The 16,719-nt window shown below is 62.6% G+C and carries 20 protein-coding genes; 5 read left to right on the plus strand and 15 right to left on the minus strand.

What is annotated here, in order from left to right; genetic code table 11:
• Window position 1: 1 nt before the first annotated feature.
• Window positions 2–1,018: a fumarylacetoacetate hydrolase family protein gene (locus WHT83_RS25495; RefSeq protein ID WP_341878471.1), complete on the minus strand. Its 1,017-nt coding sequence runs from the start codon at window positions 1,016–1,018 to the stop codon at window positions 2–4.
• A gap of 13 nt (window positions 1,019–1,031) precedes the next feature.
• On the minus strand, window positions 1,032–2,381 hold the full coding sequence (gene hmgA / locus WHT83_RS25500) for a homogentisate 1,2-dioxygenase (protein WP_341878472.1): 1,350 nt from the start codon (window positions 2,379–2,381) through the stop codon (window positions 1,032–1,034).
• Window positions 2,382–2,465: 84 nt separating this feature from the next.
• On the opposite strand from hmgA, the gene WHT83_RS25505 reads away from it, so the two are divergent.
• A complete protein-coding gene (locus WHT83_RS25505) occupies window positions 2,466–2,909 on the plus strand; it encodes a MarR family transcriptional regulator (protein WP_341878473.1) in 444 nt (147 codons plus the stop codon).
• Window positions 2,910–2,914: 5 nt separating this feature from the next.
• Here the strand turns inward: WHT83_RS25505 and WHT83_RS25510 are convergent, their stop codons facing one another.
• Complete coding sequence (locus WHT83_RS25510; RefSeq protein ID WP_108610379.1) at window positions 2,915–3,382, minus strand: Lrp/AsnC family transcriptional regulator; 468 nt, start codon at window positions 3,380–3,382, stop codon at window positions 2,915–2,917.
• A gap of 125 nt (window positions 3,383–3,507) precedes the next feature.
• Here WHT83_RS25510 and hppD point away from each other — a divergent pair, with 125 nt between their 5' ends.
• Window positions 3,508–4,617 (plus strand): 4-hydroxyphenylpyruvate dioxygenase, encoded by a 1,110-nt coding sequence (gene hppD, locus WHT83_RS25515; protein WP_341878474.1) that lies wholly within the window; start codon window positions 3,508–3,510, stop codon window positions 4,615–4,617.
• Window positions 4,618–4,783: 166 nt separating this feature from the next.
• Window positions 4,784–5,209: a hypothetical protein gene (locus WHT83_RS25520; RefSeq protein WP_268738146.1), complete on the plus strand. Its 426-nt coding sequence runs from the start codon at window positions 4,784–4,786 to the stop codon at window positions 5,207–5,209.
• 1 nt (window position 5,210) lies between these two features.
• Here the strand turns inward: WHT83_RS25520 and WHT83_RS25525 are convergent, their stop codons facing one another.
• The 10 genes from WHT83_RS25525 to WHT83_RS25570 form a co-directional block, all read right to left on the minus strand.
• Window positions 5,211–5,474 carry a hypothetical protein gene (locus WHT83_RS25525; protein WP_108610237.1) on the minus strand — a complete coding sequence of 88 codons (264 nt, stop codon included), beginning with the start codon at window positions 5,472–5,474 and terminating at the stop codon, window positions 5,211–5,213.
• A gap of 9 nt (window positions 5,475–5,483) precedes the next feature.
• On the minus strand, window positions 5,484–6,182 hold the full coding sequence (locus tag WHT83_RS25530) for a hypothetical protein (RefSeq protein WP_108610236.1): 699 nt from the start codon (window positions 6,180–6,182) through the stop codon (window positions 5,484–5,486).
• Between the two features lie 61 nt (window positions 6,183–6,243).
• Window positions 6,244–7,641: an APC family permease gene (locus WHT83_RS25535; RefSeq protein WP_108610235.1), complete on the minus strand. Its 1,398-nt coding sequence runs from the start codon at window positions 7,639–7,641 to the stop codon at window positions 6,244–6,246.
• Window positions 7,642–7,651: 10 nt separating this feature from the next.
• Window positions 7,652–7,819 carry a hypothetical protein gene (locus WHT83_RS25540; protein WP_108610234.1) on the minus strand — a complete coding sequence of 56 codons (168 nt, stop codon included), beginning with the start codon at window positions 7,817–7,819 and terminating at the stop codon, window positions 7,652–7,654.
• Window positions 7,820–7,831: 12 nt separating this feature from the next.
• Entirely contained in the window at window positions 7,832–8,212 is a 381-nt protein-coding gene (locus tag WHT83_RS25545) for a hypothetical protein (protein ID WP_183263981.1), read from the minus strand.
• A gap of 11 nt (window positions 8,213–8,223) precedes the next feature.
• Complete coding sequence (locus WHT83_RS25550; protein ID WP_108610232.1) at window positions 8,224–8,541, minus strand: hypothetical protein; 318 nt, start codon at window positions 8,539–8,541, stop codon at window positions 8,224–8,226.
• Between the two features lie 383 nt (window positions 8,542–8,924).
• Window positions 8,925–9,860, minus strand: a complete 936-nt coding sequence (locus WHT83_RS25555) for an esterase-like activity of phytase family protein (RefSeq protein WP_341878475.1) — start codon at window positions 9,858–9,860, stop codon at window positions 8,925–8,927.
• Between the two features lie 11 nt (window positions 9,861–9,871).
• On the minus strand, window positions 9,872–10,684 hold the full coding sequence (locus WHT83_RS25560; RefSeq protein ID WP_183263983.1) for a polyphosphate polymerase domain-containing protein: 813 nt from the start codon (window positions 10,682–10,684) through the stop codon (window positions 9,872–9,874).
• On the minus strand, window positions 10,662–11,177 hold the full coding sequence (locus tag WHT83_RS25565; protein WP_183264015.1) for a DUF4956 domain-containing protein: 516 nt from the start codon (window positions 11,175–11,177) through the stop codon (window positions 10,662–10,664). Before WHT83_RS25565 ends, WHT83_RS25560 begins: the two co-directional genes overlap by 23 nt.
• A 532-nt stretch (window positions 11,178–11,709) precedes the next feature.
• Window positions 11,710–13,137, minus strand: coding sequence for a S8 family serine peptidase (locus WHT83_RS25570; protein ID WP_341878476.1), 1,428 nt, complete (start codon window positions 13,135–13,137; stop codon window positions 11,710–11,712).
• 157 nt (window positions 13,138–13,294) lie between these two features.
• Here WHT83_RS25570 and WHT83_RS25575 point away from each other — a divergent pair, with 157 nt between their 5' ends.
• Window positions 13,295–13,834, plus strand: coding sequence for an RNA polymerase sigma factor (locus tag WHT83_RS25575; RefSeq protein WP_341878477.1), 540 nt, complete (start codon window positions 13,295–13,297; stop codon window positions 13,832–13,834).
• Window positions 13,831–14,610, plus strand: a complete 780-nt coding sequence (locus tag WHT83_RS25580) for an anti-sigma factor (protein ID WP_341878478.1) — start codon at window positions 13,831–13,833, stop codon at window positions 14,608–14,610. The genes WHT83_RS25575 and WHT83_RS25580 overlap by 4 nt, the downstream gene beginning before the upstream one ends.
• Window positions 14,611–14,641: 31 nt before the next feature.
• Here the strand turns inward: WHT83_RS25580 and WHT83_RS25585 are convergent, their stop codons facing one another.
• Window positions 14,642–15,289: a response regulator transcription factor gene (locus WHT83_RS25585; RefSeq protein ID WP_341878479.1), complete on the minus strand. Its 648-nt coding sequence runs from the start codon at window positions 15,287–15,289 to the stop codon at window positions 14,642–14,644.
• 83 nt (window positions 15,290–15,372) lie between these two features.
• Window positions 15,373–16,677 carry a serine hydroxymethyltransferase gene (glyA, locus tag WHT83_RS25590; RefSeq protein WP_183263987.1) on the minus strand — a complete coding sequence of 435 codons (1,305 nt, stop codon included), beginning with the start codon at window positions 16,675–16,677 and terminating at the stop codon, window positions 15,373–15,375.
• Window positions 16,678–16,719 lie beyond the last annotated feature (42 nt).

The raw sequence follows: 16,719 nt of genomic DNA on the forward strand, positions 1-16,719 counted from the left end.
CTCAAGCCTTCTCGTATTTCGCCACAGTCTGCTCGATGGCACCGAAGATCGAGTGACCCGAACGGTCGTGCATCTCGATGCGGACCTGGTCGCCGAACTTCAGGAACGGCGTCTTCGCAGACCCTGTTTCAATGGTCTCGATCGTCCTGATCTCGGCGATGCAGGAATAGCCCGCGCCACCTTCGGTGACCGGCTTGCCAGGTCCGCCGTCGAGCTTGTTGGATACCGTGCCCGAGCCGATGATCGTGCCTGCCACGAGCGGCCGTGTCTTCGCGGCATGGGCGACGAGCTGGCCGAAATCGAAGGTCATGTCGACGCCGGCATTGGCACGGCCGAACGGCTTGCCATTGATGCTGGCCAAAAGCGGCAGATGCAGCTTGCCGCCGTCCCAGGCATCGCCCAGCTCATCTAGTGAGACTGCGACAGGCGAAAACGCCGTCGACGGCTTGGACTGGAAGAACCCGAAACCCTTGGCCAGTTCGGCCGGGATCAGGCCGCGCAGCGACACGTCGTTGACCAGTATGACAAGCCGGATGGCATCGCGTGCCTCTTCGACCGAAGCGCCCATCACCACGTCGTCGACGATGACGGCGACCTCGCCTTCGAGGTCGATGCCCGAGGCTTCGTCGGCCATGACGATCGGATCGCGCGGGCCAAGGAACGAGTCCGAGCCGCCCTGATAGATCAGGGGATCGGTCCAGAAGCTTGCCGGCATCTCGGCGCCCCGTGCCTTCCGCACCAGCTCGACATGGTTCACATAGGCAGACCCGTCGGCCCACTGATAGGCACGCGGCAAGGGCGAAGCTGCATCATGCTCGTGGAAGCGCATGGTCGGCTGGCTGCCTGTCTCGATGCCTTCGGCGACATTGGCGAGGCGCGGCCCGACATGAGCCCAGTCGTCGAGTGCTGCCTGCAGCGTGCGGGCGATGTGGCCAACCTCGGAACAGCGGGTCAGATCCTTCGAGACGACGACAAGCCTGCCGTCGCGGGTGGAGTCTTTCAGCGTCGCGAGTTTCATGGTGTTCCCGTCTTCACTTGATGCCTGGCGTGCCGTCGAACTTGCGCTCGAGACCATCCCAGCAATCGATGTAGTTGTCCTGCAATGTTTCCAGCTCGGCGGCGAATTTCGTCAGCTGCTGGGGAAAGCGCGTCTCGAACATGAAGGCCATGGTGTGGTCGAGCTTGACCGGCTTGAGCTCGCCGTTCGACGCCTTCTCGAAACCCATGGCGTCGGGCCCGTGCGGCAACATCATGTTGTGCAGGCTCATGCCGCCGGGCACGAAGCCCTCCTCCTTAGCGTCGTACTGGCCATAGATCAGGCCCATGAACTCGCTCATGATGTTGCGATGATACCAGGGCGGTCGGAAGCTGTGCTCGGCGACCAGCCAGCGCGGCGGGAAGATGACGAAGTCGACATTGGCCGTGCCCGCTTCCTCCGTCGGCGCCGTCAGCACGGTGAAGATCGACGGGTCGGGATGGTCGAACAGGATGGCGCCGACCGGCGAGAAGGTCCGCAGGTCATACTTGAACGGCGCGTAATTGCCATGCCAGGCGACGACGTCGAGCGGCGAGTGGCCGATCTCCGTGACATGGAACTTGCCGCACCATTTGACCAGCACGCGGCAAGGCGTTTCCTTGTCCTCATAGGCAGCCGTCGGCGTCTTGAAGTCGCGCGGGTTGGCGAGGCAGTTGGCGCCGATCGGGCCGCGGTCGGGCATCGTGAACTTGGCACCGTAATTCTCGCAAATGTAGCCGCGCCGCAGTTCACCGTCGCCGAGGCGCGAGACCTTGAACATCATGCCGCGCGGGATCAGGCAGATCTCCGACGGCTCGACGTCGATGATGCCCATTTCGGCAAAGATGCGGATCGCTCCGACCTCCGGCACGATCAGCAATTCGCCGTCGGCATTGAAGAAATAGTCGTCGACCATGTCGTCGTTGAAGGCATAGACATGCGCCGCCATGCCGACCTGGGTCATCGCATCGCCCGCCGTCGTCATGGTGCGTATGCCCTGGATGAAGTTGAGCTTGTCCTTGGGCTCAGGCAGCGGTCCCCAGCGCAGCTGGCCGAGCGCCAGCGAATGATCGTCGAGGCAAGGTGCGGTCTTCCAGTGCGGGTAGCTGGCGGCCGAGAACCGCTTGGTGTGGCGCACGCTCGGGCGGATGCGGTAGAGCCAGGAGCGCTCGTTGGTGCCGCGCGGCGCGGTAAACGGCGAGCCTGACAGCTGCTCGGCGTAAAGCCCGTAATTGCATTTCTGCGGGCTGTTCTGGCCCTGCGGCAGGGCGCCCGGCAGCGCCTCGGTCTCGAAGTCGTTGCCGAAGCCGGGCATGTATTTCAAGGCCGTGGCGGCCCCCGCCTGCTTGTCGGTTTTGTCCAGCATGGCTTGCACCTCCCGTCAGCACATGAGATCGTCGAATTGGTTGCAATTGTAACCGTTGATTTTGTAACTATCAAAGGCTGTTCGATGCCTCCGTCCTTCGATCTCGAGAGCTTCCTGCCCTATCGGCTGAACCGCGCCGCCGAGTTGATCAGCCTGAGCTTCGCACGCGAATACAAGCAGCGCTACCAGATGACCCGTCCGGAATGGCGTACGCTCGCCGCACTCGGCAGCGCCGGGCGGATGACGGCGACAGCGGTCGGGGCGCATTCCAACATGCACAAGACGAAGGTCAGCCGTGCCGTGCGCGAACTGGAACAGCGGCGCTGGCTGAAACGGACGGAAGACGATGCCGACCGCCGGGTGGAGCACCTGGAACTGACTGCCGCCGGCCTCAAGGCCTATCGCGAGATCGCCGACCTCGCGCGCACCTATCAGGCGAGCCTCGAACAGGTACTCGGCGCCGGCGCCATCGAGCGCATCGAAGCAGGACTGGCAGATGTCGAGCGGGCGTTGTTGGCGAAGACCTAACTGATTTACCCGATCGGCAGCCCGCCGAAGCTCTTCAATGTCGTGAGCACGATCGACGTCTTGACGTGCTGGACCGCGTCATGCGGCAACAGCACCTCGTTGACGAAGCGCGACAGGTCGGAAAGCCCGCGAACCACTACCTGCAAGTGGTAGTCCATCTCGCCGGTCAGCGAATAGGCCTCCAGCACTTCCGGCAGATCGTTGACCAGTTGCGCGAAGCGCCGCGCGTTGTCTCGATTATGGGTCGCCAGCGTCACAGCCACCACCACCAGCAAATCCAGCCCCAGCTTCTCGCGGTCCAGCATGGCCTGGTAGCCGCGGATGAAGCCGTCGGCCTCCAGCCGAGCACGGCGGCGTGAGCACTGCGACGCCGACAGCGCGATCTTTTCCGAAAGCTCGTTATTGGTCAGCCGGCCATCGCGCTGCAGTTCGCGCAGGATCTTGAGGTCGAACTGGTCGAGACCGTCAGCCATTGCATGATTCTCCCGCTTCATGCGCGTATCGCGCATAGATCGGCCCATACGGCGTCAGAATGCAAGCACATTGCATCGAAATGGGAGCACAATATGCGTCAGTCAGTTTCCGAGGAGGAGTTTCCATGGGTCCGTTTCCGCACGACGCGCCGCCTGCCAAGATCAGCGCCGACAACCCTGCCGGCACCGACGGCTTCGAGTTCGTCGAATTCGCCCATCCCGAGCCCGAGAAGCTGGAAGAGCTTTTCACCCGCATGGGCTATCAGCCGGTCGCCCGTCACAAGGCGAAAAAGATCACCGTCTGGCGCCAGGGCGACATCAACTACATCGTGAACGCCGAGCCCGGCAGCCACGCCATGCGCTTCGTCGACGAGCACGGCCCGTGTGCTGCCTCGATGGCTTGGCGCGTGGTCGATGCCAAGCACGCCTTCAACCACGCGGTGTCGAAGGGTGCCGTGCCCTACACCGGCAACGACAAGGCGCTCGACGTGCCGACCATCGTTGGTATCGGCGGCTCGCTTCTCTATTTCGTCGACAAATATGGCGCCAAGGGCTCGGCCTATGCGGCGGAATTCGACTGGCTCGGCGAGGCCGATCCGAAGCCGGAGGGCGTCGGCTTCTACTTCCTCGACCACCTGACCCACAATGTCTATCGCGGCAACATGGACAAGTGGTGGGACTTCTACCGCGAGCTGTTCGGCTTCAAGCAGATCCATTTCTTCAACATCGACGGCCGCATCACCGGCCTCGTCAGCCGCGCCATCACCTCGCCCTGCGGCAAGATCCGCATCCCGCTGAACGAGTCCAAGGACGACACCAGCCAGATCGAGGAATATCTGAGGAAGTACAAGGGCGAAGGCATCCAGCACATCGCAGTGGGCAGCGACGACATCTATGCCGCCACCGACAGGATCGCCGGCAAGGGCCTGAAGTTCATGCCCGGCCCGCCCGACACCTATTACGAGAAGTCGCGCAACCGCGTGCACGGTCATGACGAGCCGATCGAAAGCATGAAGAAGCACGGCATCCTGATCGACGGCGAAGGCGTGGTCGACGGCGGCACGACCAAGATCCTGCTGCAGATCTTCTCCAAGACCGTGATCGGGCCGATCTTCTTCGAGTTCATCCAGCGCAAGGGCGACGAGGGCTTCGGCGAAGGCAACTTCCGCGCGCTGTTTGAATCCATCGAGGAAGACCAGATCCGTCGCGGCGTGATCTCGCAGACCGCCGCCTGACAGGCAATTTCACGCAGGGCCTCTGTTGGGGCGGATTGCTCGCCGGGCAATCCGCCCCTTTTTCGTTTTTGATCGCCAGTTTGATCCAGCACAAGGAATGCCGCCGCCCGGCCTGCCACAGTTGCGCAGGGTGAGGGTCTCCTCACGTATCGGGAGGTTGCAGAAAATGAGTGGGATACCGCAAGCGTACGAACTTTGGCGCTCAGCCGTGCTCCTTTACAAGGATTGGCGCCAGCGCAGTGCCGCGCTGCAGGAGATCAGCCAGTTGGGCAATGACGGCGAGCGCATGCTCGCGGAGTGCGGGCTATCGCAGTCGGATTTCAGGCAGTCCATGCGTGTTGCCTTCGCTTCGAAGGTCCTCCTGCCCGAGGCTGTCAAATCCAGGGGTATCGATGCAGAGGCCTTCGAGAACCGCTACCCGGTATGGAACCGCGACATGCGCCGGACCTGCATGATGTGCTCAGTACGACGCCTCTGCAGCGACCGGCTTTCCACGGGAGAGTTCGAAAGATCCTATCGGGATTTCTGCCCCAACGCCGGCAGCCTCGATGCACTGGCTGAGCGCCGCGATTGCCGGATAACGGGCCGATAAATCAGGCCTTTGGCGCCATGACGCTGAGCAGGCGGGCGCGGCGATAGGCATCGGGGATCGACAGCGCCCAGACGAACAGGCCGCCGGCATGACGGCCGATGAACGACGTCTCGGGCGTTGTGGTGGCGTAGGAAATCACCGCGAACAGGACGACGAAGAATGCGAAGGCGAGCCCTCGCTTGGGATCGCGCACCGCGACGTGGCCGGCCCCCGGCAGGACGATCGCCAGGGCGAGCACGAGATAGGGATTGATCGGCTTGGCCATCGATTTTCCTCAGGCTGCTTCACAGGCCGAAACTGCGTGTTCGTCTTCGGCAAGTACGGCGCTCAGCGCCTCGGCTTCGGCAAGGGCGACCCGCACCAGTTCGGCCGGGATCGATGTTAGCGGAAAGCGCGCCTGCCGCAGCACCTTATGTGCGCCAGGGTCGCCTTGCGCGGCTTGCCTTATGATACGGGTGCCACCCGGGGTGATGACGGCTTCCTTGACCGTTGGATCGGCAAACAGATTTTGGAAGAGTGCCGAGACCCGCTCGGCCTGCCAGGCCGTCGCGCGGCCGTCGCCGCGCATCAGCAGCGAAGCCTCCGTCTCGGGAGGCGTGATCCAGTCCGTCATGTCGTGGACGAGCGAATAATATTCGGCGCCGGTCGGACGAGCCAGCGCTCCGATGATCGGGCGCTGGATGGTACGATGTTCGCTGAGTGTGACCCTGAGCCAGAGCTGGGGAAGCCGGCGCGTGACCATCGTGTCGGCAATGAGTTCGATCTTGGCCTGCCTGCCGTCGTCGAGCCGGCCCACCACAACAGGAAAATGGTCGGGCCCGAAAGTGATGCGGGAACTGGCAAACAGCCTCGCCGCGTCGTCGAGCAGGCTCTTGCGCTCGGCCAGTGCCGCGCGATGGTCGCGAACAGCGCACACGCCCATCCAGCCGCAAGAAACCGCGGCGAAGACTGATAGGGCAATGGTGGTGAGCATTGGGGGGCCGCCTTGTTGCGAAAATGGCGGCGCGAGGTCCGCGCCGCCATTCCTTGGATGGTCAGTAACCGACCGGCTTCGGCCAGGGCATGGTGAACTGGTCGCCGCGGCGCACGAACTGGTAGCGCCGGAAATGGAACCAGAGCGATGCCACGATGTAGAAGCACATCATCGCGCTGAGCTGCGTGCCATAGCCGAGGAAGACGGCGAAATAGGCGGTCGAGCACAGGATCAGCAGGACGATCGTCGGCAGCGGGTGGAACGGATGCACATAGCCGCGCTTGATCGTGTCGAGCGGCCACTTGTTGCGGAACATCACCATGTTGAAGGTCATGAAGGTGTATCCGAGCAGACCCGACAGGATCGAGAAGGTCACGACCTGGTCGAGCGGTGCGCCGAGCGCGAAGATGAGCGCGATCGGAACCAGGAAGACGATGGCGCGGTAAGGCGTCCGGTAGACCGGATGCACGGCACCGAACCAGCTCGGCAGGTAGCGGTCGCGGCCCATCGAGAACCAGGCGCGCGAGGCGTCGTTGATGCAGCCATTGGCCGACGCCAGCGTGGCGAAGGTGGTGCCGACGAACAGCAGGATCATCAGCCCGGTGCTGCCGGTGACGCGAGCGGCATCGAACAGCGGAGTGCCGGCCTGGCCGAGATATTCCCACGGCACCAGGCCCGAGCAAACATACCAGGTCATGGTCGCCGCGATCAGCAGCGTCATGATGCCGGCCATGGTGCCGTAGGGCAGCGAACGTGCCGGCGAGCGCACTTCCTCGGCCGCCTGGCAGGTACCCTCGATCCCGAGATAGTACCAGAGGCCGAAATGCAGCGCCGCGACGATGCCGACCCAGCCATAAGGCAGCGGATCGGTGGTGACCGCCGAGAAGTCGAGCGGCACGTTGGACGCGCCGAACTGCACGGAGATGAACAGCGTGATGATCGCCAGGAAGGCGATTGCGGTGATGACCAGGTTGAAGGTCAGCGTCGCCAGCACGCCGCGATAGTTGAGCCACGCCAGGAACATGATGGCGAGGATGATGAAGGGTTGCTGGTTGAGCCCGGAATGCCCTTGCATGCCCGCAACCGTGTCGAGCAGGAAGCCGACAGTGATCGCATTGGCAGCCTCGAGCATGGTGTAGGCCATGACCAGGAACAGGCCGACGTTGAAGGCCATCAGTGGGCCGACGATGTGCTTGGCCTGGGCATACTGGCCGCCGGCCGCAGCGACCGTCGAGGTCACTTCGGAGTCGATCATGGCGACGCAGGTATAGAGCAGGCCGGCAACCCAGCAGGCGACGAGGCCGGCGATCATGCCGCCTTTGCCGACCGAGAAGTTCCAGCCCATATATTCGCCGACGAGCACGATGCCGACGCCGAGCGCCCAGATATGGGCCGGACCGAGGACGCGCAGCAGCTGAAGCCGTTCAGGCTCCGCCGCCGTTGAAGTTACATTTGCCATCGTCGTCCCCTCAGATCTCGTGGCGTTCTGCCGTCGCCTCGATCTCGCCTTCGCGAGAAGAGATCAGCAGTTCGTTGTCGTAGGTGGTGTCGATGCGGATGAGGTCGATGAGCATCAGCACGCCGAACATGGCTGAGAGTGCCCAGGCCACGTATTCCAGGATGTTCCAGGTATCCATTGTGGCCTCTCCCTATCGCTTCTTGCCGAAGCGTTCTTCGATGACTTCGCGATATTCCTTGTCGGACAGCCGCACGACCATGACGAAGTAGCCGATGACCAGCACGGCCATGACGATCAGCGCGACCCAGCTGAAGCTGTAGTCGAAACGAGCGGTGATGATGTCGTTGGCGGCTGCCGGATCGGTGATGCCGAGTGCTGCCCATTGCTGCTGCTCGGTGGCGTTCTGGCCAAGCGCTTCCCAGGTCGGGTTGGCGATCGGGTTCGGCACTTTGGCGGCGCCGGCGAGGCCCAGGTAGAGCGGAATGTAGAGCGCTCCGATTGTGAGCACGAGCAAAGTCAAGACGTCAAAAATCTGGCCCGCGAGGCCCTGCTTTGGAGGTTTGTAAGCCATTGTGCGTTTCCTCAGCCCCGGCGACGCCGCATCTCGTCGAGATGCTTGAGGTCAAGGCCATAGATGAAGTGTTTGTCTTCGACGTAGTGGCGCAGCATGGCGACGATGGCCGCCGTGTTGAACGTCAGCACCAGCGCGCAGGCGATCGAAAGGATCACGCGGATGGCGGGCAGCGAGATGTAGGACCAGACGCTGAACAGCGCGAACAACATGGTGCACCACAGCACCACAACAAAAATCACGAGGCCCGCTCGATCGCGCCTGTGCATCTTGTCGATGCGCTGCTCAAGCGTCGCATCTCCGCTTCGATGGGCTAATGTCGCTTCCATTCTCCTCCTCCTCCTGGCCGTTTTCGGCTTCATTGTGCGGGAAATTAATTTCCCCAGAGGAATGTCAGACAAACTTAAATTGCTGTCAAGCGAAGCCGCGCGCACATGCCGCACCACAACGTTGGGCCAAGGCAGAACAACGTTGAATAGATTGACTTTTACCGATCTGGCAGGATGTCGGAAATTTTGCGGGACAGGCCCGAAGCCCTGGGTGAAGGGCTCGCACACGGCGTTTTCGGCTGCCAAAGCGTCATTTTGACTTGTTAGCGACATCGGGAGTCGCGAACCGAGCGGCACCGGAACGGCGTTACTCATGATTTTCGGCAGGCAACAATATGCCTGCCGGGTCGGTCCATTGATCAAGTGACTTCGCCGCCGCGACGTCAGTCCGGCTTGCTGACCGAAAACAGGACAAACTGCGTCGACGGCGTTTCCTTCTTGGTCTTGTCGGTCACAGCCAGATAGAGCTCGTCGGTGAGACGGGCCATGCCTTCGAAATTGTCGTTCAGCAGCGTGCTGGCCCCCGCATCCAGTTCCGTGGCCGTGCATGTCTCGGCAGCGCAGGCCTGCGGGTCGACAACGCGCAGCCGGCCGATGCTGGGACCTCCCTTGGTTTCGCGCGTGCGTTCGAGCACCAGCAACTGGCCACCGGGCATCGTCTCGATGGCTTTCAGATTGCTTCGCTTCGGCTGGAAGGTCGGGAACGTCCAGCGTCCGCCATCCAGGCCGTAGATCGTGTGCGTGTCGCCGGGCTGGCCCTGCATCGCCTCCTCCGGAGCCGTCACGATGCCGCGGTCGCTCGTGGCGGCCACCGCTTCCAGCCGACTGTTCGGTTCGTTGTACTGTGCAACATCCGACAAGGTGCCCGGCAGCGCCACGGCTTCGACCGGCATGCCGTCCGGCTTGAATCGATGGATCGCGGGGCCATCCTCGAACGCGACGAGGAGTTCGCCGTCGGATGGCACGCCATTCTCGCCATTGACCACGGCGAGCCCTTCGGCGTTGACGAGGGCGGGCGTCGTTCCAGTAGCGAGTTGCACCGAAAACACCGGTTCCATGCTGGCGATCTTGTTGTCTTTGATTTCGACGCGGAAGTGATGCAGCACGCCGTCGTCCGAAACCGCATAGAGCAGCTTGTCGTCCGCATCCCAGGCAAGGCCGGACAGCTCGTTGACATTGTGGCCGTTCGGACCGCTGGCCGGGCCGGCTTTGCTGTCAAGCAAGGTCAGCGCGAAAGTGGGCGACTGTGCCGCCGCAAAGGATACGGGTGCGAGCACTGAGGTGCACAGAAGCAGCGCGGGCATGATTTTGTTGGTCATCTCATTCTCTCCTATTGTTGGGTAGCCAGGGGCTGTGCCCCGCGGCTCGGGAAGCCGCCAAGCTTGCGCAAGGCCGGCAGGAATTTGTTGTGCTTGGTGCCTGGATTGAGCAGCGCGGTGCCGACGCAATATTTCGAGCATCGTTTCGTCGGATGCTGATGCAGCGCCCTCAGTATGGCGTCGGCGACGCCATTGCCGTTGGCCGATTTCGTCTCGACGATGAACAGGCCATCATCGACCGTGTGCTGCGCGTCCGGGGTGAAGAACTGCAGGCCGCAATCGATCGTCATGCGCTCGCCGCCTTGCTTGGCGACCAGCGTCATGCGCCGGTAGCGCATGTCGATGACGCGGGACAGCTGGTGCGGAAACGGCTGGCCGTACTGGGCTCGATACACATCGTCGATGTAGGCGATGGCCGCATCGTCCAGAACGCCGAACTTCGACAGGTCCCGGTCGAGGCGCTTCTTGACGGTGATGCCGCGCTTGTCCTTCAGCTTGACTTCAAGGAAGCACAGGCCGGCCTCGGCGTAGCGGCGCACCCTGACCTTGGCACGCTGGCGCCTGCCCTGATGATGGTCGAAATAGCTGCGACGGTCTGCATCGTCGAAGTAGCAGGTCTCGTAGGTGAAGGCCCGCAGCCCGTCGATTTCCAGCATGTCGAAAGCCTGTGCCAGGTCGCCGGCGGCGTGCTTCAGCACTGTGGCGTCGACGACGTATTTGTTGTCCAGCCGCTCGAGCATGGCGGCTTTGCCGTTCAGCTGGGAAAGGCTGATGGGCAGGAAGCCACGCTCCAGCCAGGTGTCAGTGCTTGCGATAATGGACATTGAGCTTCGCCATTTCGGTGATGTAGTCGAGCTGGAGGACCTGGTAGGACAGCACGTCGACGCCGAGCCGCGCGGACAGTTCCGCGCGCATCGCCACCGGATCCGACAGCAGCGCCAGATGGATCTTGTCGAGCGAAACCTTGGTGCCGCTGACGGATTGCAGCATCTTCGGGTGGTCGATGACATAGGCGCCGATCAGCACGAACAGCACGGTCGCGGCCGCGAACGGTATCGTGGTTCCCTGCACGGATGAAATTACCGCGATGGCGACGCTGCCGAAGAAATAGGTCATCTCCGTCTTGCTGAGCGGCTCCGACCGAAGCGTGAAAAGCGCCAGGATCGCAAACAGTCCGAAACCGGCTGCCACGCCGAAATCGACCACCGAGAGCACGGTGAGGACCGCGAAAACGAAGATGTTGAAAAGCGCCGCGGCGGTGACGAGTTCCTTGTCGCGATAGCGCCGGTAGTACATGCCGAACAGCAGGATCGACATGCCGGCAACATCCACGGCAAAGCGCACGAATTCCATGACGAAGAGGTTCTGCAGTACCTGCGGTGTCATTTCGACCTCCCCTGGACACAGACTTGTAGGCTTGGGCAGGTCGAGGCGCGTGGGCCCGATGACAAGCAGCCCAAGGGCGCTGGGGAATAGAGGAATGGCATATTCGATCTCCTGACTTTTCCGCCGCGATGGCGGCGACGTCAGGAAGAACGGACGTAAACAGACTCTATTCCGCCGCAGGCGATTTTTTTCATGCGATCAGGAAGACTGAAAATTACTATATAAAACAATGCGTTATGATTTGACTTTCCGCACCCATGAATGTCCGATGACCATTTCATGAATGACGCCGGCTTCAGAACGGACAGCCCTGGATTATTCTGATTTTCGCTAATGCAACGCTTAGACATTGCTCACTTGAGCCGCCAAGGAACAATATCCACGGCAAAAGAAAAAGCCGCTGCGGGCCCGCACCGGCTTCCTTTTTTCGGCTGCTCAGATGGAGAAAGGTGGTCGGTCCGCTTCAAGTCCCGCAGATGGTACGAGCGTTCAGCAGCCCCCAGCCAAAGACCGGATCCTTGCCCGGCTTGCCCAGATCCTCGGCCGACTGCTGCAGCAGCCCTTCGACATCGGCTGCCTTCAATTCAGGATTCGCAGCCAGCATCATTGCAGCCGCCGCAGTTACAAACGGTGCCGCAAAAGAGGTGCCCGTCTTCGATTGGGCGCCCTTGATCGAAGCGGCGGTCCACACCTGAACGCCCGGCGCAGCGATGTCGACATGGTCGCCGGCGCCGGCGCGGCGGTAGGGGTTCTTGCTCCGGTCGATCGCCGTCACCGCAATCACGCCGTCGTAACCTCCAGGATAGAGCGGTGCTGCGCGCGGTCCATCATTGCCAGCCGCCGCCACCAGCACGATGCCACGTGCGGCAGCCCTCTCGATCGCCTGCTTGAGCAGCAGGTTGGGAGGGCCGGTCAGGCTCATGTTGATCACCTTCACGCCACGAGCCGCCAGCAGGTCGATCGCGCGGACAAGGTCATAGACCGCCGAGCGATCATCATTGCCCGCGCCACGATGGAAGGCATCCACCGCAATGAGTTCGCCTCCGGGCACCAGGCCGGGCGTGCGGCTTTCAGCCGAGCCGACAAGCAGTGCAGCCACGGCGGTGCCATGCTGGCGTCCTGAGTCAGGCAGATTGCCAGCCTCCAGGCGGATCGTCTCGACCTTGGCGCCTACGAAAGCCAGATGGCCGGAATTGATGGCCGTATCGATGAGGCCGATCCGCGTCGGCACGGCGCATCGGCCAGGCATCGCGGCACCCTCGGGCCAGCCGACGACGTTGCGGGCTAGGCAATTGTCTGCACCGCACGGTTCGGCATGGGCGCCATCTGGCCGATAAAAGTGGTTGAGGTCCACCGCCGCAGCGGGCGCAGCACCGGCCACGCGCGCGCGCGCAGCTTCAAGCGTCACCCCGCGCGGAATTGCCAATCTCACCATATCGGCGCCGGCAATCGAAACCGTCCTGCGATCTCGAACTGAGTATCCGGTCGCGGTAAGCTCGGCTATCGCTGCATCGTCGAGGCCAAGTGCTACGATCTGCCGAGGTGCCTGGCGATCGACCTGAACCACGCGAGAAGCCAGGGCAGCACGCCTGCTGGCACGATTCGACCGATCCCCGCCCCTGCGGTCGTCCGCTACGCCATCGCCATCGATATCATCGTCGTCGCCATCATCGGGATCACTGGTATCGCTATCGTCGCTGCTGTCACTATCGTCGCTGCTATCGCTATCGTCGCTGCTGTCACTGCCACCGTCGTCGTCGTCGGCCAGTGCAACTCCGATACCGAACAGCCCTCCGTAATTCGGCGCCACGAAAGGCACGCCAACACTTCCGCCGGCCAACGCCAGCACAAAGGCAACCGCAAGCGAAGCTGATGGCGTTTTCAGAAGCATGGTTCGTCCTTCCCCGGCATCACGACACACTCGCGGCAAATGTCAGCGATCCACATAAGTGTGTCGGCATACCATATCATTTCGAATGCAATTGTGCATTTTGGGAGCAACGGGCCAGTGTCCGTTTTATTCCGTGGGAAGCGATAGGTACGACCGCATGAGGGGTGACGAGGTTCAGGTCAGCGACCGCCTGATTGCTTTCCTTCCCAATTTGCGCCGGTTCGCCATTTCGCTGTGCCGATCGCGCGATCTCGCCGACGACCTCGTGCAGGCAGCGTGCGAGCGCGCGCTGGCCAGCCAGGACCGATTCGAGCCCGGCACCAGATTCGACGCCTGGATGTTCCGCATCCTGCGCAACCTGTGGATCGACCACGTTCGTCGCGCCAAGACGACGGGACCGCAACAAGACATCGACGACACCCCCGACATTACCGGTTCAAGTGGCGAGCGCGACGCCGAAGCCCGGCTGACCCTGAAAAGCGTCGCCCTGGCAATCGACCAGTTGCCGGACGATCAGCGGGAGGTGCTGCTACTCGTCTGCGTCGAGGACCTTTCGTACAAGGAGGCGGCGGAGATATTGTCCATCCCGATCGGCACCGTCATGAGCAGGCTCTCCCGCGCCCGCAAGAATCTTGCCGACGCGGCTGGAATAAACTCCAGGACCGACCGTTCACCCGAAAAAGGTGGAAACAAATGAGCAGGCGCGAATTCGACGACGAAACCTTGATGGCATTTGCCGACGGCGAACTCGACGCCGAGACGACGGCAACCGTCGAGGCCGCCATGGAGACGGACGACGATCTCGTTACCCGGGTCGCCGCTTTCATCGAAAGCCGCGCACTAGCAGCATCCGCGCTCAAGCCGCTGATCGAGGAGCCGGTCCCAGAAGCGCTGACACGGTCGGTCCAAAAGATGATCAACGAGGCGCGGGAACTAGCCACTGATCCTTCAGCCCCGCAGGTGGCGGCGAACAACGTCGTCGCCTTTCCGCCGCGCGACACGCACCCGGTTCGTTCGACCTGGGCAATGCCGCTGGCGGCATCGCTGGCGGCTGTGGCCTTCGGCGCTGGCGGCTACCTCGCCGGCCAGGCAGGCGCGCCGGCCTCCGGCAACCTGGCCATGACGACGATCGGCGACGCCGCAATTATCCAGGCACTCGGCTCGGCGCCCTCAGGCACCGATGTCGTGGCGGGCGATGCCACGCTGAAACTCGTTTCCAGCTTCCGTGACGCGAGCGGCACATTGTGCCGCGAGTTCGAGCTTCACCGCGCGTCAAGATCTGCCATCGTGTCGATCGCCTGCCGCCCGGAACAGGGCTGGGACGTCCGGCTGGCAGTGGCGGCCCAGGCGGCGGAAGAAGATTATGTTCCGGCCGGTGCCACCGAGGCAGTCGATTCCTACCTGATGACGATCAATGCGGGAGCCCCGCTGTCGGAGGCGGAAGAGAAGAAGGCCCTGGCTCTGCCGCAATGACCACGACAGCCACCGACGTATAGCTGGTATCCTATCGCGGGATCGGCTGCGGACCGCGCTTGCGCTCGCTGGCGTAGAGTGCAACCGCCATCGCGCGGTTGCGCACGCCCAGCTTGTCGTAGAGATTTTTCAGGTGGTACTTGACCGTGTTTTCCGAGATTCCGGTCCGCGTCGCGATCTGCAGATTGGTCCAGCCGTCGGACAAGACGCCGAGCAGTTCGAGCTCGCGGGTGGTCAGGCGCGACAGCGGCGTCTCGTTGATCTTGGCGACATCGATGTAAGGGATGCAGATACGGCCGTTGGCGACTGCCAGAAGCGTGTCGAACAGGATGCAGGGATCGTCGAACTGGTAGCAAAAGCCCTGCGCGCCCAGCCGTACGCATTGCTTGAGGATGCCGATGTCATGGTCGTTGGAGAAAATGACCAGGCGCGCCGTCAATTGCCGGCGCTGAAGCTCGATCAGCACCTCGCTGGCATCCATGTCGGACAGCTTCCAGGCGACGATGGCGACGTCGAACAAGGGCTGCGATCCCGCCACCGCCTTGATGAAGGCATCACCGCTCTGGACGCCTTCGACAAAATCGAAGCGCTCGTCGCGGCTGATCATGTCGCGCAACGCGGCGATCACCAGCGGGTTGCGCTCGGCAACCAGGACACTCAGCTTTTTTTGTTGCGCCATTGGCCCGCCATCGACATCGGCATCATGCCTTGGCGCATTCCAATCGAATTTGCCAAGGCATGCCCGCTCTCCAGCGACAGGAATCAGTCGTAGATTCGGAATCGACCGACCAGATCGTGGGTTTCTTCGCGAACGGCGGCTTCGATCTTGGCGTTGCCGGCCTCGCCATTGGCCGCAAGACCGTCGATGACAGCCATGGTCATGCGCCCGACCTGGCGGAACTCCTCGGCAAGGAAGCCGCGGGTCGTGCAGGCTGGCGTGCCCAACCGGACGCCCGAAGTGACCATCGGACCCTGTGGATCGAATGGGATGCCGTTCTTGTTGCAGGTGATGTGGGCCCGCCCGAGGGACGCTTCCACCGCCTTGCCGGTGAGGTTCTTGCGCCGCAGGTCGACAAGCATGAGATGCGTGTCGGTACCGCCCGAGACGATGTCGACGCCACCCTCCTGCAGGGTCTCGGCCAACACTTTGGCGTTGGAGACGACGTTCGCGGCATAGACCTTGAAGTCGGGCGTCAGCGCCTCGCCGAAGGCAACCGCCTTGGCGGCGATGACGTGCATCAGCGGACCGCCCTGCAGGCCCGGGAAGACGGCCGAATTGATCTTCTTGCCGATCTCTTCATCGTTGGACAACACCATGCCGCCGCGCGGACCGCGCAGGGTCTTGTGCGTGGTGGTGGTCACGACATGGGCATGTTCGAGCGGGTTGGGGTGGACGCCGCCGGCGACCAGGCCCGCGAAGTGGGCCATGTCGACGAACAGCTTGGCGCCGACCTCGTCGGCGATCTCACGGAACGCCTTGAAGTCGATGATGCGCGGATAGGCCGAGCCGCCGGCCAGGATGACCTTGGGCTGGTGCTTCTTGGCGAGATCGCGCACCTCGTCCATGTCGATGCGGTGCGTATCGGGCTTCACGCCGTAGGAGACGGGGTTGAACCACTTGCCCGATTGGTTGACCGGCGCGCCGTGAGTGAGATGGCCGCCCGCAGCAAGGTTCAGGCCGAGATAGGTGTCGCCCGGCTGCATCAGCGCCATGAACACTGCCTGGTTGGCCTGGCTGCCTGAGTTCGGCTGCACGTTGGCAAAGCTGCAGTTGAACATCGTCTTGGCGCGCTCGCGCGCCAGATCCTCGATCTCGTCGACATAGGCGCAGCCGCCATAGTAACGGCGGCCCGGATAGCCCTCGGCGTATTTGTTGGTCAGCACCGAGCCCTGTGCCTCGAGCACCGCCTTGGAGACGATGTTTTCCGAGGCGATTAGCTCGATCTCGTCGCGCTGGCGCTGCAGCTCGCGGTCCATAGCATCGCTGACGGCGGGGTCCGCCTGGGCGACGCCGGTGCGGAAGAAGTGGCGGGCGCTGCCGATGCCGGGTCTGGTTGGAATATTCATGAGGCTTCTCCCTTGCGGCGCCCTGCGGCGCCAGAAAATGTG

Origin of the sequence: Aminobacter sp. P9b (assembly GCF_045345995.1) — a bacterium.
Lineage (GTDB): Bacteria > Pseudomonadota > Alphaproteobacteria > Rhizobiales > Rhizobiaceae > Aminobacter > Aminobacter niigataensis.

Coding starts and splice junctions, on each gene's coding strand:
- WHT83_RS25505 (WP_341878473.1), top strand. CDS start 2,466: ATGCCTCCGTCCTTCGATCTCGAGAGCTTCCTGCCCTATCGGCTGAAC.
- WHT83_RS25585 (WP_341878479.1), bottom strand. CDS start 15,289: ATGGCGCAACAAAAAAAGCTGAGTGTCCTGGTTGCCGAGCGCAACCCG.
- WHT83_RS25510 (WP_108610379.1), bottom strand. CDS start 3,382: ATGGCTGACGGTCTCGACCAGTTCGACCTCAAGATCCTGCGCGAACTG.
- hppD (WP_341878474.1), top strand. CDS start 3,508: ATGGGTCCGTTTCCGCACGACGCGCCGCCTGCCAAGATCAGCGCCGAC.
- WHT83_RS25575 (WP_341878477.1), top strand. CDS start 13,295: ATGAGGGGTGACGAGGTTCAGGTCAGCGACCGCCTGATTGCTTTCCTT.
- WHT83_RS25540 (WP_108610234.1), bottom strand. CDS start 7,819: ATGGATACCTGGAACATCCTGGAATACGTGGCCTGGGCACTCTCAGCC.
- WHT83_RS25580 (WP_341878478.1), top strand. CDS start 13,831: ATGAGCAGGCGCGAATTCGACGACGAAACCTTGATGGCATTTGCCGAC.
- WHT83_RS25545 (WP_183263981.1), bottom strand. CDS start 8,212: ATGGCTTACAAACCTCCAAAGCAGGGCCTCGCGGGCCAGATTTTTGAC.
- WHT83_RS25565 (WP_183264015.1), bottom strand. CDS start 11,177: ATGTCGATCCTGCTGTTCGGCATGTACTACCGGCGCTATCGCGACAAG.
- WHT83_RS25550 (WP_108610232.1), bottom strand. CDS start 8,541: ATGGAAGCGACATTAGCCCATCGAAGCGGAGATGCGACGCTTGAGCAG.
- WHT83_RS25520 (WP_268738146.1), top strand. CDS start 4,784: ATGAGTGGGATACCGCAAGCGTACGAACTTTGGCGCTCAGCCGTGCTC.
- WHT83_RS25555 (WP_341878475.1), bottom strand. CDS start 9,860: ATGACCAACAAAATCATGCCCGCGCTGCTTCTGTGCACCTCAGTGCTC.
- WHT83_RS25560 (WP_183263983.1), bottom strand. CDS start 10,684: ATGTCCATTATCGCAAGCACTGACACCTGGCTGGAGCGTGGCTTCCTG.
- WHT83_RS25535 (WP_108610235.1), bottom strand. CDS start 7,641: ATGGCAAATGTAACTTCAACGGCGGCGGAGCCTGAACGGCTTCAGCTG.
- WHT83_RS25495 (WP_341878471.1), bottom strand. CDS start 1,018: ATGAAACTCGCGACGCTGAAAGACTCCACCCGCGACGGCAGGCTTGTC.
- hmgA (WP_341878472.1), bottom strand. CDS start 2,381: ATGCTGGACAAAACCGACAAGCAGGCGGGGGCCGCCACGGCCTTGAAA.
- WHT83_RS25530 (WP_108610236.1), bottom strand. CDS start 6,182: ATGCTCACCACCATTGCCCTATCAGTCTTCGCCGCGGTTTCTTGCGGC.
- WHT83_RS25570 (WP_341878476.1), bottom strand. CDS start 13,137: ATGCTTCTGAAAACGCCATCAGCTTCGCTTGCGGTTGCCTTTGTGCTG.
- glyA (WP_183263987.1), bottom strand. CDS start 16,677: ATGAATATTCCAACCAGACCCGGCATCGGCAGCGCCCGCCACTTCTTC.
- WHT83_RS25525 (WP_108610237.1), bottom strand. CDS start 5,474: ATGGCCAAGCCGATCAATCCCTATCTCGTGCTCGCCCTGGCGATCGTC.